General features: G+C 56.9%; 12 protein-coding genes. 4 read left to right on the forward strand and 8 right to left on the reverse strand.

Translation table 11 applies throughout. From position 1 onward, the window contains the following. Window position 1: 1 nt before the first annotated feature. The 4 genes from AC2FIB_RS00680 to AC2FIB_RS00695 are packed head-to-tail and all read right to left on the reverse strand — an operon-like array spanning window position 2 to window position 3,967. The gene (locus AC2FIB_RS00680) at window positions 2-781 is read right to left on the reverse strand and encodes an SDR family NAD(P)-dependent oxidoreductase (protein ID WP_496841495.1); all 780 of its coding nucleotides are present in this window, start codon (window positions 779-781) and stop codon (window positions 2-4) included. Further along, window positions 778-1,716, reverse strand: a complete 939-nt coding sequence (locus AC2FIB_RS00685; protein ID WP_496841497.1) for an SDR family oxidoreductase — start codon at window positions 1,714-1,716, stop codon at window positions 778-780. The genes AC2FIB_RS00680 and AC2FIB_RS00685 overlap by 4 nt, the downstream gene beginning before the upstream one ends. After that, window positions 1,701-2,615 (reverse strand): bile acid:sodium symporter family protein, encoded by a 915-nt coding sequence (locus tag AC2FIB_RS00690; protein WP_496841499.1) that lies wholly within the window; start codon window positions 2,613-2,615, stop codon window positions 1,701-1,703. The genes AC2FIB_RS00685 and AC2FIB_RS00690 overlap by 16 nt, the downstream gene beginning before the upstream one ends. Next, window positions 2,612-3,967, reverse strand: a complete 1,356-nt coding sequence (locus tag AC2FIB_RS00695) for a flavin-containing monooxygenase (RefSeq protein ID WP_496841500.1) — start codon at window positions 3,965-3,967, stop codon at window positions 2,612-2,614. The genes AC2FIB_RS00690 and AC2FIB_RS00695 overlap by 4 nt, the downstream gene beginning before the upstream one ends. A gap of 68 nt (window positions 3,968-4,035) precedes the next feature. On the opposite strand from AC2FIB_RS00695, the gene AC2FIB_RS00700 reads away from it, so the two are divergent. The 3 genes from AC2FIB_RS00700 to AC2FIB_RS00710 all read left to right on the forward strand — a co-directional run bounded on the left by AC2FIB_RS00700 (window position 4,036) and on the right by AC2FIB_RS00710 (window position 6,893). Beyond that, window positions 4,036-4,704: a TetR/AcrR family transcriptional regulator gene (locus AC2FIB_RS00700; RefSeq protein ID WP_496732884.1), complete on the forward strand. Its 669-nt coding sequence runs from the start codon at window positions 4,036-4,038 to the stop codon at window positions 4,702-4,704. Window positions 4,705-4,833: 129 nt separating this feature from the next. Next, the gene (locus AC2FIB_RS00705) at window positions 4,834-6,114 is read left to right on the forward strand and encodes a hypothetical protein (protein WP_496841503.1); all 1,281 of its coding nucleotides are present in this window, start codon (window positions 4,834-4,836) and stop codon (window positions 6,112-6,114) included. Then, entirely contained in the window at window positions 6,114-6,893 is a 780-nt protein-coding gene (locus tag AC2FIB_RS00710) for a COG3904 family protein (RefSeq protein WP_496732886.1), read from the forward strand. Before AC2FIB_RS00705 ends, AC2FIB_RS00710 begins: the two co-directional genes overlap by 1 nt. Window positions 6,894-6,923: 30 nt before the next feature. Here the strand turns inward: AC2FIB_RS00710 and AC2FIB_RS00715 are convergent, their stop codons facing one another. After that, a complete protein-coding gene (locus AC2FIB_RS00715; protein ID WP_496732887.1) occupies window positions 6,924-8,261 on the reverse strand; it encodes a serine hydrolase domain-containing protein in 1,338 nt (445 codons plus the stop codon). A 292-nt stretch (window positions 8,262-8,553) separates the two neighbouring features. Here AC2FIB_RS00715 and AC2FIB_RS00720 point away from each other — a divergent pair, with 292 nt between their 5' ends. Beyond that, window positions 8,554-11,661, forward strand: coding sequence for an ATP-binding protein (locus AC2FIB_RS00720; protein WP_496841505.1), 3,108 nt, complete (start codon window positions 8,554-8,556; stop codon window positions 11,659-11,661). A gap of 12 nt (window positions 11,662-11,673) precedes the next feature. Here the strand turns inward: AC2FIB_RS00720 and AC2FIB_RS00725 are convergent, their stop codons facing one another. From AC2FIB_RS00725 to AC2FIB_RS00735, 3 genes are all read right to left on the reverse strand, one after another. Further along, on the reverse strand, window positions 11,674-12,675 hold the full coding sequence (locus tag AC2FIB_RS00725; RefSeq protein ID WP_496732889.1) for a HupE/UreJ family protein: 1,002 nt from the start codon (window positions 12,673-12,675) through the stop codon (window positions 11,674-11,676). After that, window positions 12,672-13,502 carry a peptidyl-prolyl cis-trans isomerase gene (locus AC2FIB_RS00730; RefSeq protein WP_496841507.1) on the reverse strand — a complete coding sequence of 277 codons (831 nt, stop codon included), beginning with the start codon at window positions 13,500-13,502 and terminating at the stop codon, window positions 12,672-12,674. The genes AC2FIB_RS00725 and AC2FIB_RS00730 overlap by 4 nt, the downstream gene beginning before the upstream one ends. 76 nt (window positions 13,503-13,578) lie before the next feature. Then, a complete protein-coding gene (locus AC2FIB_RS00735) occupies window positions 13,579-15,501 on the reverse strand; it encodes a DUF3604 domain-containing protein (protein WP_496732891.1) in 1,923 nt (640 codons plus the stop codon). Window positions 15,502-15,815: the final 314 nt, after the last annotated feature.

Genomic DNA, 15,815 nt, shown 5'->3' on the forward strand with positions numbered 1-15,815 from the left:
GTCAAGGCGTTCGTCGCTTACCTACTGTCCGCATCATCTGACGGAAATAGAGCTTTGGTGCCAGACGGTTTAGCAGATTGGCGATCTGTGCGATCCGCCCGACTGGGATGTAGTCTTTACGTCGCCGGTAACCTTGCAAGATTACCTGCGCCGCTGCTTCCGGCTCCATATAGTCGATACCATCTGAGGCTGAGCCGGGACGAACGAACCCATCGTCAGCAGTTTCGGGTCGCCCAATATTGGTCGCAACAAAGGATGGCGCGGCGATGGAAACGCGAACCCCGTGGGCGGATTCCTCGGCGCGAAGGGACTTAAAGAACCCCTCCATCGCGTGTTTGCTGGCTGCATAGGCGGTTCGATGAATGAGGGGTGCAAAACCTGCAACGGAAGAGATCGCAAGGTGCGTACCCTTGGCTTTCCTGACCGCGTCCAGAAAATCCTGAGCGCAAGAAATTGCAGCGAAATAGTTGATTTCGAACAAGTTTCGGTGCGAGCGCATATCGCTGTCCGAAAACGCGGAAATCTGCGAGACACCTGCATTGTAGATCACCAGATCTATGGAGTCTCTTGCCGCAATGATCCGGGCGCAAGTGTCTTTGCACTGGTCCGCGTTGGTCAGATCACAGGCATAGATGCTGACGTCATCCTGATTGGCAAGCGCGTCAAGTTCTTGCCCCGGTAAATCAATCAATGCGGTATGCCAACCGTCGGCCCTAAGCGCGGCGGACAATGCACGGCCCAACCCTCCGGCTCCTCCTGTAATGACAGCGGTTGGTTTCATTGGGTAGCCTCCCACCAGCGATCGAACGCCTCGGCACTCGTGAATTTGGGGTGATAGCCGAATTCGCCTTTCAGCGCGGCATTGTTCAATACAGGGCGATACAGAAGAAAACGCACTTGCTCTGGGCCATAACGCGACAGGCGCAGCGGGCGGGCAATGGTCAGAGCGGCCCTGACCACCGCCGGAGATAGCCGACGCAACGGTTTGCTCATCTGTGATGCGATCTGTGAGATGGTCAGCGCGCCGTCGCCGGCAACGTTGAAAACGCCGGCAGGCCCGTCAGTCGCCGCACGAACCAGGATATCGGCCAGATCTTCATCCCAGATGAACACAAACGGGCTGTCTGATCCTTTCAGCCCCAGCAGACGGGGTTTGTGAAACAGGGCCGTTATCTGATTTTCAACCTTTGGCCCCAGCACAGTGCCCACGCGCAGAACTACCTGTTCGAGGCCGGGCGTGGTTTGTCTGGCTTCGGCCAGCATTTCTTCGACCAGCCGCTTGTGCCAGGAATAGGCAAACTCCTGATTGCCTCGTATCGCATCCGTTTCGCGCAAGGGAACCGGGTTATCGGCATGATACCCATAAGCGGCCCCCGAAGAGGTAACCACCAAACGCTTGACCCCGGCGGCAATCGCCGCACTCAGCACATTTCGGGTACCTTCGACATCAACCTGATATTCATGGTCTCTGGTCGAGCTCGGACCGGGGGTCACGATGGACGCCAGATGAACAATGGTGTCCGGTTCTTCGACCAGTATGACGTTGAGAGGCGCGTTGCCGGTGACATCCATCCGTACGAACCGTGCATTTTTTGGCAAGTTGGCGGGCTCTTGAATATCTGTTGCGGTGATTGTGACGTCGGCGCGGTTGCCCAGTCGTTGCAGCAGGGCAGTTCCCACCGCACCGGCGGCCCCGGTGATCAGGATGTGGCGCATTCGGGCACCTCTCGTCTTGCGAAGAAGGCAGCCAGAGCCAACCCCGAGATTGCGTGCCAGATGCCCCAAAGTGCGGCGGCCACCGCCATTCCGCCAAGCCCTCCGAAAAAGGCGAAAATCAGGATGAGGCCAAGGCCCGAGTTCTGTATCCCAGTTTCGATTGTGACAGACCGGCGGTCGCGTTCCGACAGGTTGGCGGCCGTCGCGGTCAGATACCCGCCCATAAAAGCCAGCGCGTTATGCAGGATGACGATTCCGATGATCGCGGTCGCAAAATGTTGGAAAATTCCCCAGTTCGCGGCGAGCGCCACTAGGATGAAAGTGATGAAGATCGCCATCGAGAGCCACTGCATCGGGCGGCGGAATTTATCGGCGACGGCTGTGAAACGCGCATTGACCAGCATGCCAAGGATCAGCGGTAGGATCAGCATGAAGCCGACCGTAATGGCCACTGCGATCGGGTCGATTTCTGTCCTTTGCAGGATTTCTCGTGTTGGAGCGTAAAGATTCCCCCACAGCGCAACATTAGCGGGCGTGATGATGATCGCGCCGACGGTTGCGAAAGCTGTCATCGACACCGAAAGCGCCACGTTTCCGCCAGCACGGTGCGTCATGAAATTCGAGATGTTCCCTCCCGGGCAGGCCGCTACAAGGATCAGCCCCATCGCGACCGACGGTAGTGGATTGACCACCAGCAGCATCAGAAAGGTGAGTGCGGGTAGAACCAAAAACTGGGACGCCAGCCCTACAAGCAACGGTTTCGGTCCGCGCAGGATCCGGCGAAAGTCATCCATCCTAAGATCCAGCGCGATTGAGAACATCACGACGGCAAGGATGACGTTCAGCAGCTTTAGGTTGCCTGCATCGAAGTTCAGCGCGACATCGTCGATCCCGTTCATGACTGGGCCGCTTTCAGCGCCGCGATCTGTCGGGTCACTTCACCGCGGTAGGTCGCTTTGTCGACATAGTAGGCCATCCGGGGCAGGTCGATATAGTTCATGCCGCCGGTCGCACGTTCGAATTTTTGGGATTTGGTCGAGTGAATGGTCTTTGCGGCAGAGTTTCCGGATCTTAGACCCGCGATATAGCGCGCCACCATCTCGGCCTGTTCGTGCCGCCCTTGCCACCCAAGGCCCGACGCCTCGATCATTCCCAGAATGAACAGATCATCGCGGGTTGGGTGCATGCAGTTCAGGTACAGGTGCGGGGCGTCGCCCTGCCAATTCAAGTGTGACTTATCGATGAACGGGTAGTGCAGTTTATATCCGGTCGCGGCCAGAACCATGTCGTATTCAGCACTGGTGCCATCACGGAAATGGACCGTCTTGCCGTCAAATCTTTCAATGTCAGGGCGCACCTTCAAATCGCCATGCCCGGCGTGGAACAGGATCAGCGAGTTGACGACGGGGTGGGACTCGTACAGGGCGTAATCTGGCTTGGGAAAGCCATATTTCTGCGGATCACCCACGAACCATTTCAGGATTGCACCGTCGACTTTTCGTTTCAGCCACATGGGCAGTTTGATCTTCCCGCCCATCGTGTCGGCAGGAACACCGAAGACGTATTTGGGTACAAAATAGTACCCCCGGCGCATCGAGATATCGCAGGACTGCCCGTGGTGAATGGCGTCAACCGCGATATCGCAGCCCGAGTTTCCGGCACCGATGACCAGAACCCGCTTGCCTGTGAATTGCGTCGGATAACGATAGTCCGAGGCGTGGATCAGCTCGCCTGAAAACTCTCCCTCAAACTTGGGTAGGTTGGGTTCGGACAATGTGCCGTTGGCGATCAGGATACCCGCAAAGATCTGGCAGTGCTCAGTGCCTGCCTTGTCACGCCATTTCACCTCCCATCCGCCTGCATCCAGCGGTGTGGTACTCAGGACCTCGGCACCAAAGTGATAGTGCTGATACAGGTCAAATGCGTTTGCGAAGTCGTGGAAATACGTCTTGAGCTCGCGATGTGATGGATACTCCGCCGTTTCTTCCTGCATAGGGAAGTCGGTGAATTCGGTCATTTTCTTGGACGATATGAGGTGGGCGGTCTCGTACATCGTAGACCGAGGGGCATCGATGTTCCACAGACCACCCACATCGTCAGCCAGTTCAAATCCTTGAAATGGCACTCCCTGCTCGACAAGTGTCTTGGCCATTGCCAGACCCATGGGCCCAGCTCCGATCAGAGCAAAACACTCTTCCGGGCGGGCCTTCACCGTGACCGGCTGGCCCGCTCCGACTTGCACCTGTTCCATCCGTCTCTCCTCCTGCGACACTATTTATCTTGAACGATCGTTCGAAATAAGGCAAATTAGTTTTTGAAATGGCACAACACGCTGTAAAAGAAAGAAAAAGGGCGCCCTCGCAGCGATCCATTGCGGCTCGGGAGCGTATTCTTGACGCTGCGGAACTGGTCTTTGCCGAGCAGGGATTCGACGGTGCCTCGATTCGCGACATCGCCGAGCGGGCGCAGGTTCAGAAGGCCAACGTGAACTTTCACGGCGGTCCAAAAGATGAGCTTTTTGAACGCATCGTTGCGCGTCGCGCCAGTGAACTATCGCAAGAGCGCCGTGAAACCATCAGCCGATTGGAGGAGTGCGGCGATTGGGACGCCGCGGACCTGATGTCAGCCTTCATGAGGCCGTTGTTGACCCGCGCATTCAGTAATGATCCCCAATGGCTGGCCTATGCGCGCATTGTGGCGATAGTTTCCGCTGATGCACGTTGGCATACACTGGCGAAAACCCATTTTGATCCCGTCGCCTCGCTGGTCGTCCAAAAGCTGTGCACAAAATACCCCAAGGCCGACCCGGCGAACGTTGCTGGGGCGCTGGTTTTTTCGGTGTCGTCCATGCTGGCGTTGTGCACGTCGGAATGGCGGATCGGGGCACTTTCCGGCCCTGACCAAAAACGCGACACCGAGGGTGCAATCCGGAACCTGTTGCAGTTCTGTCATGCTGGGCTCACCGGTGTTTTGGATCCGTCCGGGTAATCCAGCGACGATCAAACAACTTCGCCCCAACCCGCTCAACTTGAAGTTACGCACAGGACCATATCAAATGGTCCCGTGCGTTATTATCTAGTGATTAACCAAGATTAAAGAATTGGAGCGTGGGGTGACATGACAGAGACCAGGGACCGCCTGACCGCGGAGGAGGCGAGGGGGCTGCGGACGGCCAAGGAGCTTGAGGCGCATCTAGTCTGGTTGGACACGTTCACGCCCGCCGCTTTGGGTGTTTTGGCGATCGCTTCGGGAATTTACACTTACCTGGGTGTTTCGTCACTGTTGGAAGACAACGGCGCGGTGACCTTCTTCGCAGCGGTCGCCTATTCGATCGCGGTGTCGGTCGGCATCTTTGTGTTCTGGAGCTATATGCTGCGCTTACTGCCGTCGATGCGCACGGCCAGCGGTTTCATTGGCCTGACGATCTCGACGATCGTTGGATCCGTTGCAATCATCGCCATGTCCAGCTGGCTTAACGCTGCTGCCCTGGCCGGAGCGGCTGCGGTCGAACAGCACCTTGAAAACACCGTGCGCGACTACCAGGCGGCGCTTGAGCAGGCGCACGACATTGCACTCAGCGGACAGGCGCTGGGGCGCGAGGTCGAACGCGCGCGTCAAAGCTTCGAAGAACTGGCCGAGCTGGAGCAATCCGGTGATCTTTCGGGCACGGCGGGCCGTGGGGCAGTGTTCCGCGTGCTGACCCAAAAGGCCGAAGAGCTGCGCAATCTGGAAGAGCAGATCGCCAATCAACAGCCGCTGATCGAAGATGCGTTCCAGCAGGGCAACGAAATCCTCGCCCGGATGCGTGAGCTTACTGTTGCTCCAGGACCGGTTGATCGCCGGTCAGTGCAGTTTTCCGAAGAAAGCGTCAAGCTGGCCGGGGTGATTTCGCGTCTGAACCAGTACAATGTGGCACCGCTTGTTGCGCGCGCAGCCGGGGATTTGCCGTCGTCGGTCGTGCTGCCCGAACTTGATGGGCGCAGTTCCGAGGTGCGCGATGCCCAGTCATCGACCATCAACTCGGTCCTGAACGCACTTGATCAGCGTGGCAAAACCCTTCGGACCGCTGCTGAAGAGGTTCTGGAGATCGAGCCGCCAATTGAGACGGCCTATAATCCCATTTCCAGTGCAGATGCGGTAATCAAGTATGCGCACAACTTTGTGCCGTCCTGGGCCGGAGCCATCGCAATCGACCTGCTGCCCGCCGTTCTTGTGTTCGTGCTGGCGATCACCCAAGCCGCCATCCGAAGCGGGAAGGACGGTATGAGCATTGAGGACACGTTAACGCTGTCTGACCTGCGTGCGGCCATGAATGCGATGAAAGATGTCGAGGCAACCATGGGCGTCGCAGATGCCGCAATCCTTGATCGGGCCACGTCGAAAAAAGACGAAACATAATGGGCTTCCTGTCCCGAATTGATGTGCGCAGGGGGCTGCGATACGTGCTAGTGATCCAGCTGGTGATCGCAGGTATTCTGATCCTGTCGGATGTGGCCAACGTTGTCTCCAGCCCGTTCACGCCAAGGGTTGAACTGCCGACAGGCCCCATCTCACCAGGGGATCAGCGGCGCGAGTACCGCACTGACCGCACCGATCCGTCGCTGTTGCCGCAGGACCAACCGCCGGATGTGCCGGTGCCTCAGAGCTTTCCCACGCGGTTGGAATTTACTGAAAAACAAGCCGGTGATCTGGGGCGGGTCCTTCTGGTGAGTGGTCAGATCGAAACAGGTGATGCTGATCGGTTCGATACTTATTTGTCCGAGATGCAGGAACAACCCGACCTGATCGCGCTGCACAGCCCGGGCGGCCAAGTGTCCGAAGCTTTGTTGATTGGCGGGCAGATACGCGAGGCCGGGTTGTCATCGGCCGTACTGCCCGGCGCGGTCTGCATGTCCGCCTGTCCATATATTCTGGCCGGTGGGGTCGCGCGTATCGTGTCACTGCAAGGCATTGTCGGACTTCATCAGCATTACTATGACCAACCGCGCCTGATCCCCGTGGTCTTTGCCGTTGAAAGCATCCAGAAAGGGCAGGGCGAGACGATGCAGCATCTGATCGACATGGGTGTCGATCCTGCATTGATGTTGTATTCTCTGAACACGCCGCCGGATCAGATCTATGCCCTTGTAGAAGACGAGCTGACAAGCACCGGTATTGCAACGCAAATTCTGGAATGACAAAAGGGCCCGACGCGCGGGTCCTTCTTATCAATCCTGCAAGACAGAGATGAGCGCCTCGGCCAGCGGCAACGAGGAATATCCGTGCCAGGAGGGCGTCAGACCCAGCCGCACAACGACCATGTCCTGGGATGGAAACACGCCGATAAACTGCCCGTCATGCCCCTGAAGCCAGACGGCATCTTCATAGGGTGGTAACCCACCCGGAGAGTCCAGCCACAGATGACCTTTGGCGTACATTCCGTCAGATGCGGCAACCGGCTCAAACATCCAGTCCGTAAAATCCTCGGGCAGGATTTGTTGGTCGTTCCATTCGCCTTTCTGCAATAGCAGTTGCCCAAAACGCGCCCAGTCGCGCGCAGTGGCATACATATAGCTGGAACCGACAAATGTGTCCGCCGCATCGGTCTCGAGCACGACGGATGTCATGCCCAATGGTTCGAACAGCGCCTCTTGTGGATAGGTCAGACTGCCATCGGTCAGTTTGTCCTGCCAGACGCGCGACAGGGCTGTAGTTGTCCCCGAAGAGTAGTTGAAATCCGCGCCAATCTCACTTTCCGCCGGGCGGCCCGAGACAAAATCTGCCATGTCATCATTAAGATACAGCATCTTGGTCACGTCCGAGACGTCGCCATATTCCTCATTCCATTGCAGGCCACTGGACATGGCCAGCATGTCCTTAAGGGTGATGTTTTTGCGTCCGTCCTTTGTCCAGTCCGGATAACTGTCAGTCAGCGTATCCTCCAGCGACATCTGGTCGGATTTGATCAGGGTACCGATCAGGCCCGCAGTAACTGTCTTGGTCATCGACCACCCAAGCAAAGGCGTGTTTTCATCAAACCCCTCCGCATAGGTTTCGCCAACGATACGCCCATCCCGCACGACAACCACGGCGCGGTATCCTTCGCCCAGAAGTGTGCCATCCGCCAGGACACGCGCAACTTCAGGATCTTGTGACAGTTGAACTTCGTTACCGACGGGCCAGATTCCAGTGGGCAAGGGTTCAATCGCGGTCAGGGCCGCGTCGCTGAGCGTCGCGTCATGGACATTGGTGCAGCCAAGCCCCTCGCGGTATTGCGAGGTCGCGGCGGCAAAGAACCGGAAAATCCGCGCGGTCACGGTTTGGGCTTCGGCGTCCACATCGATCGAGATCTGCTTAAGCAGTGGGTGCCCCGGGGCCTGAACATCGACGGTCAGAACGTCTTCCGGGTCGCGCCCCGCAATGAAGACGTTGGAACAGACGATCTTGGCCGAATAGTTCGTCCCAACCTTTAAGAGGTCAGGCGGGGAGATCAGCAGATAACCCACAATTGCGACGACACCCAGAATAAGCGTGCCTGTGACGATTTTCAGCGCTTTGATGATCAATCGATTTTCGAACCGGTCGTACCGGCCGCCTCCCGTTTATCTCCGGATTTCGTCCGAGTTAAGAGCGTATCGTCTTTGGTTGCCACCTTTCCGTCGCGTTCGTTCTGCCCAATTTCGACTGTGGACCCGCCTTTTTCGTTTCACTTGACCAAAGCCTTGGGGTCGTCCTTGATGGTGACAAGCCCTGTCGGTCACGCCGGTAACTGAACCGGCAATTCCGATATCCTGGGCGCGATCAGGGAAGGTTCGCTTGACTGAGCCCTGTTTGGATTGACGCAAATGAAACGATTGCATGTCTGAAATCGAGATCTGGCTGGAAAAAAACGGCCTGTCAAAATACGCCGAGGCCTTCGCCCGTCATGAAATAGTGGTGGGTGATCTGCCTGAGCTGACAGAAGACGATCTTGTCGCAATTGGACTGCCGCTTGGGCCACGGCGACGGTTTGCAAAAGCCTTGCGCGAACAATCCGGGGCCGGCGTTCCGTCACTACATTCGACCCTCAGCCCGACAATCGTTGCCGAACGGCGGCAGTTGACTGTCATGTTCATCGACCTCGTCGGGTCCACCGAGATCGCGCAGCGCTTGGACCCTGAGGATCTGGCCGAGGTTCTGCGCCTGTTCAAGGAAACCTGCGCGGCGGCTGTGGCTGCGTACGACGGTCATATCGCAAGTTATTATGGCGATGGCATCATGGTCTTTTTTGGCTTTCCGCATGCGCATGAGGATGACCCCGAACGCGCGATACGTGCGGGGCTGAGGATCATTCAGGAAATGCCGGAAGTTCGGACCCACGCAAAGCTCGAAGTGCGGATAGGGATCGCGACGGGGTTGGTCGTTGTCGGTGACCTGCGCGGTGAGAACATGTTTGAAGACGGCACCGCCATGGGCGAAACGCCAAACCTGGCAGCGCGCCTTCAGGCTATGGCCGATCCAGGCACTCTGATCGTCGCTCCGACCACGCACCAACTGGCAGGCGACGCGTTCGAGTATGTTTTGCGCGGTGCGTTCAAACTCAAAGGCTTCGCGAAAGAGGTTGAGGCATGGCAGGTCACCGGAACACGAGAGACGATCAGCCGGTTCATGACGACGGACAGTACCGCGTTGCGCCCGTTGATTGGACGAGACCGGGAGTTTGACATTCTGCGCAGCAAATTGGCGCTGGCCCGGGCAGGCCAGGGGCAGGTCGCATTGGTATCCGGCGAAGCAGGTATCGGTAAATCCCGCTTGATCGAAGAGCTGCGGTTGGGTGTTGCCAAGGCAGAAGCGTTGCAAGTGCGGTTTCAGTGCTCACCGTATCATGAGACAAGTGCGCTCTACCCTGTGATCCGTCAGATTGAAAACGCTGCGGACCTGCGTGCTGATGATACAGGGAGTGTCCGGCTCAGGAAAATTGCCAAACATTTGGAAAATCCGCCTGACCACAGCGTGAAGCTGGCAGCGGCGCTTTTGTCTGTTCCATTCGAAGACCAACTTGGTTCGCTTGATCTGACGCCACAGCAAGTCATGGATCAGACCTTGGACATGTTAGCCGGTCAGCTTATTGCACGGGCCGCGCGAAAGCCCATACTGTGCCTCATTGAAGACGCGCATTGGATTGATCCGACGACGAAAACCTTGCTTGACCGGATCGTGGACAGAATTCAGGAAGTACCGGTTCTGATCGTCATGACGTACCGGACGGCTTTTGATCCGGATTGGGCCGCCAAGCCCAACGTCACTCATGTCCCTCTCCGGCAGTTGGATTTCGCGCAGGTCCGCGAGATTGTTCATCAGGTGGCTGGGGATAAGCCGATCTCGCCCGAAATGTTCGGCGTGATCGCGGGGCGGACGAACGGTGTTCCCCTCTATGTTGAAGAGGTGACAAAAGATTTGCTGGAATCTGGTCAATTGGCCGATCGGGCAGATGCACTTGGGTTGGATGGCGCGCCCGGTCCTGCACCTTTGGTCCCCAGCACGTTACAGGATGCGTTGATGGCGCGATTGGACCGTTTGAGTTCGGCGAAGGAAGTCGCACAAATCGGTTCCGTGATCGGCCCGCATTTCACCTATCAATTGATTTCCGGCGTGTCCGGGTTTGGGGATAAAGCGTTACGCGCGGGTCTGGATCTGCTGGTCGACGCGGGCATTGTCACCGTGGCGCAGAAAAAGGCAGAAGAGACATTTGCCTACCGTCACGCTCTTATTCGTGACACGGCCTATAACAGTCTCCTGAAAAGCGAACGCCGCGGGTTGCATGCGCGCGTAGCAGAGGCCTTGCATCACGGAACGCATAGTCACGCAGATGCAGGCCCCGAAGTTCTGGCGCACCACTACACCATGGCGAAAATGCCCCGCGAGGCCATCGAACAGTGGCACCTTGCAGGCCAACGCGCAGCCGAGCGCTCTGCGAATGTCGAAGCGGTGACCCAGCTGGGACATGCGATACAGCAGTTGCACGAATTGGAAAGCACCGTTGAACGCGACCGCAAAGAGGTCGAGATACAAGTGCTTTGCGCGGGTGTGACCCGTTCGACGGCTGGCATTGCCGCCGACGAAACGGGCGCTGTCTATGCCCGAATTCGAAAGCTGTGCAATCGCTTGGACGAGACCGAGAACCTGTTTCCTGTTCTCAATGGCCTTTATTCGTTCCATTTGGTGCGGGCCGAATATGATTTGGCAAAGGACGCAGCGCGGCAAATCCTCGATCTGGCAGGTCATTCTGACGAGGCGCATCATGTCATGATTGCCCATCGCGCGATGGGGGCGGTCTTGCTGCATATCGGTGATCTGGACGCGGCGCATGAACATCTACAGTTGGCGATGGACCTTTATCAACCCGATCTGCATGGACGGCTTGCTTATGTCTACGGATCCGACCACGCAGCGATAACGTCGTGTTTTTTAAGCATGGCGCTGTGGTTGAAAGGCGACCCTGACCGAGCCGTTGATATCCAGCGAAGGGCCGTCGATGCCGCCAAGGACCTAAAGCATGCCCACAGTATCGCCCAGGCGCTGACCTATCTTTGCATGTTGCATACTTTGCGTCGTGAACCGGATCATGTTTTGAAAGCCGCTCAACAGCTTGAAGAGGTGTCCGAGAGGCACTCGTTTACCTTCATGACTGTTACTGCCAATCTGTGGCGCAGTTGGGCGACTGCTTATGATGTGCCGACCATTAACAACATCAGCGCGGTACGTCAGGCGGCCGAGGCCTGGTGGGACAGCGGCGCGGGGAACTACAAACCGTTCCTTTTGACTTTAATCGCCGAGCTGATTTTGAAAGCCGGTGATCCCGAGGGTGCCCAGCAGGTATTGATCGAGGCACGCAAGCACCAGAAACTAACCAACGAAGGCTGGGCTCAGATGGAAACGGACCGGGTTCAGGCGCGTTTACTGCAGCAGCAAGAGGCCGCGAAGTAGCGGTCGCTCCAATCAAAACCCGCTGACGCGTTCAACCAACCAGTACATCGACACGCAGCCGATGGCATATCCTGTGACGGGTACGGCGACTACGCCAGCCCTTTGGGAAATTGTGGGCAGCGTAAGGCGCCACACCAAGATCAGGGCCGACAGTCCGGCAATAAACAAAAGCTGCCCGGCCTCGACCCCGATGTTGAAGGCCAGCAGTGCGGCGAAGATATCCTCAGTTGGAACTCCAATATCGGCCAGCGCGCCGGCAAATCCCAGCCCGTGCAACAGCCCGAAGCAAAAGCAGACGATCCAGGGATATTGTTCGGACAGGCGTAGCTCACCATCTTTTCGGTTGAGGATTTCCAGAGCGAGGAACACGATTGACAAGGCGATCACGGCTTCGACCGGTGGGCCGGGCACGTTCAGAACGCCTAGTGTGGCAAGCGCCAGCGTAATGGAATGCGCGACGGTAAAGGCGGTCACTGCCCCGACCAGCCGCCATGGGTCGCGAACCAGCACAAACAAGGCGAAAACAAACAGAAGGTGATCCCAACCTTCCAGAATATGTTCGAACCCAAGGCGGAAGTAACTGCTCAGAACCGACCAGGTCGTTGGCTGTTCTGGTATGATCAAAGCAGGCGTCTCGGGTGTGAACCGCAAAGTAGATGGTTCCGTCGAGATAGGTTGGATGCGCAGCAGAACGTCGTTTCGTTGTTGCTCCAGCCCTTCAATGGTGATGGTGTGACCGGCGATATCGTCCTCGCATTCAAGAACCCAGGTCGCGATCCAAGCTGTTCCGTCGGACCGTGGCTCGGGTCCTCGGTTTTGGGCACAGTGAGCGGGTAATATGGCATCGATACCCATGGGGCGGCCATTCACATCAGGCTTGCGCCATAGCACTTGCCAGGTGTTGCTGGCCAATTGCCGCAGGTCCAAATAACCGGGGTCAAGTGCATGTGCATGTCCCGCTTGTGCGGCGAACATCAGCCAGCCCGGGAATAACAGGCAAAAGAGCCGCTTCATTCGACCGCCTTATCCATGTCGGGTGTTTCGACCTGGTAATTCGACGCCAGGCTTTCATATTGCGCCTGCGCTAGGTCCGACCCGGCTTCGCGGCGCCATTCCAGTAAAACGGTATCGCGGATATCTTCCAGCTTTGGCAATATGGGGTCTTGTTTGTCTGTAACGCGAACGACGTGGATACCATATGCGGATCGGACTGGGCCGGACCAGTTGCCTGGCTCCAACGATCTCAGGGCCGCCGAAAAGCCAGTGCCAAAGTTTGCGTCCACCGCGCGCACTACCGTCAGGGGCATCGACTTTGGAAGCAAAGTTGTCGCTCCGATGCTGCTCCAGTCCTGCTGATTGTTTGCAGCCTCGATCGTGCGTTCGATGGCATCCGGATCGGCGTTCTCGTTCAGGTAGATCTGATCAAAAGCAATCTGTGCCGGTTTGGTAAACCGTTCTGGGTTTTCGTTCAGAAAGGTCTGCAACACTTCGGGCTCGGGTTCGATCGAAGCCGCGATTGCGTCAGTCAGAAAATCCATCTTCTGCGCCAGGCGAGCACGGATGACCTGATCACCTTGATCCAGCCCCAGCTTGCGTGCTTCGCGCACAAGAACTTCTTCGCGGATCGCCCCGTCAATCAGGGCCTTTACCTCGTCTTCCGTCGGTGGGCGGTTCCAGCTGTTTTGGAAACGTGTTTTCAGAAGGGCGACATCGTTACCATCGACTGTGATCGTGTCGGTCTCTTCAACTACGTCCTGTTGCGGGGAAACCCATGCAAACCAGCCGAAAATGGCAACCCCGATCAAAATGAAATGGAATAAAGGCTGTTTTAGAATTTGCATGTGTGTTCTCAATGTCGTGTCGCTATATTGCCGGGCGGGGTTGACCGCCCGGCAATGTCTTTAGTGTATTGTTCGGTTATTCGCTAGGTGTGTACCAGATCGGCGACGAATACGCGCGCTCTTGATGGATCAGCTGCGCCTCTTCCGGCAATTCAATACCGAACCGGACCTTGTCGTACAGGACCCAACGGGGTGTGGGGATTTCAAGCGCCCGGACATAGTAGAAGGCCCGCGCATTTGGATCAAAGTCTGGATCGGCCCAAACCGACACAAGCTCGGCGGTTCCAATCGTGTTACTCCAGCTGGCGGTTTCGATATCGACGGTGTTGCCGACAGCCGGGACTTTGCCGTTTTCATCAGCAGCCCGGTCATCCGACCATGCAACGTCGTAGACTTTCTCGTGCAACTCTCCTTCGCCATCGAGCCACCCTTTTACGACCTGTACCCGGTCCAGATTGGCCCCAACCGGATCGCGTAGCGCAGCGATCAGGAATGAAGGCGCTCCATCACCTTCGTTAGGGCGTAAGTCCGAGCCCATCGGAACGCCTTTGGTGTAGCCAACGTCCGCAAGGAACCGGGTCTCAAGATCTGCTTCGTCAAATTCCCATCCACCAAAGAACCGCAGACCGATCCGAGGACCAGTCGTGGCATAGGTTTCACGCCGTTTAAAAGCATCAAAGATCGCCGAACGCGTGTTCTCGGTGGCCCAGACGGCAGTGTAACCAGATGCGACAAGAAGGTCGCCGGGGATTTCGCCAAGATCATTGGCGATGAAGGGGTGCTGGATTCTTGTGGCCGACGGTTCAACGCTGACGGATTTTCCGAAAAAGTTGTCCTCTTCAGCTGTTGCCAGCGATGTGTGGCTGTCTGTTGCCCCACCCATTCCGAACTTATAAGGGTTCACCCCGAACTTTTCTTCCAGCATCAGGCCACGCTTCAAGGCTTCTCTGGCATATTCACCGGCCAGCATGTCCTCTGTTTTCAGCTCGGTAATGTCGAGGTTGCCGACGTCCCAGTTTTCATAGTCCGCAAATTCGTCTTCCGGGCTTAGGAAGGGGTGTGCTTCTCCGTCGCCCTTGATTTGGGTGACCTCATAATGCGGCTCCCACTTGGCGCGGTTCTGCACGTATTCTTCGTCTACCTTGCCGCCGTGATAAGTATCCTCAGTGGGGAACATCCAGCCATTTGACAGGTTGCCGTTATGTGCAAAAGCAACTGCGCGACCACCGGTTTTACCCTGATACTCTTCAAGCCACGCATATAGCGCCTTGGGGTCGGTGTCGCCGTAAGGAGGCTGAGTCACAGGTGGCACGACCTGCAGTGCACGAATCGGACCGTCGCGCAGCATGACGTTGCGGTGCAGGTTGAATCCCTTGGGAACGGACGTCCATTCAAACCCAATAAAGGCGGTGAAATTGCCGGGGTCGTTATGCCGTTCCGCTGCCATAACGATGTTTTCCCATGTAAATGCGAATGCGTCCGCGCCCGGGCTGTATGACTCAAGTAGGATTTCCGGCAGGGTCATTTGAGAGAAATTTGTAATAATGTCGAAGGCCGCTTTCCCGGCTTCTTCACCACCCGCCATGTAACCTTCGTACCACTCCAAGCCTTTTGGGTCACCAATAACGCCAGGTTTACCGGCCTGCAGGTCCGGGGCGAAGCCCATCAAATCAGTATGATCCGTCAGCACCATCCAATCCAGGGGGCGTGCCAGTCTGACAGGTTGACCGGTCGACGAAATAACCTGTTCCCCCTTTGCGAACCGCCATGCCTCATCAGGAAGTAAGGTGTTTCCGAATGCGCCCGCATCCAGCGACAAACCGGTGTGCAGGTGCGTGTCACCCCAGAGTGGCCGTTCGGGAAATGATCGGTTGGCGTAGGGCGAATATGGGCGGTCGGCAAAGGTGCCTTCGGCCGCCTCTTTGCTGGGGACCGCGTCTGCCCAAGCAAGCGCTGGTAGTGTCAGCAAAGAGATCAAACAGGTTGTAAGTCGAAGCATTGAATCCTCCCCAGGTTGTCGTGCTAATCAATATCGTAAATTCAGTATATTCATTTCTTATAATGTATTGAGCGAGTTTTGGTACTGATTTTTCTACCTTGGGACCTGCGTCCAGTGAAGGCTGGTGCCTCGCTTGGCAGTACTCGCGCTCTGAGTACCTCACCACCATCGACCGTTTCGCACGGCCGCCACTTGCGTGCCCGCCCTCGATATACACAGCGCGAACTTCGGTGTCGAAAAGGCCGTACACGCCGGGATGGGTGAGTTTGCCCAGTTCGTTGAGAACGATGACCTGCGCATCGATCAGGCATTTC

Source organism: Ruegeria sp. YTSA072, assembly GCF_059610285.1.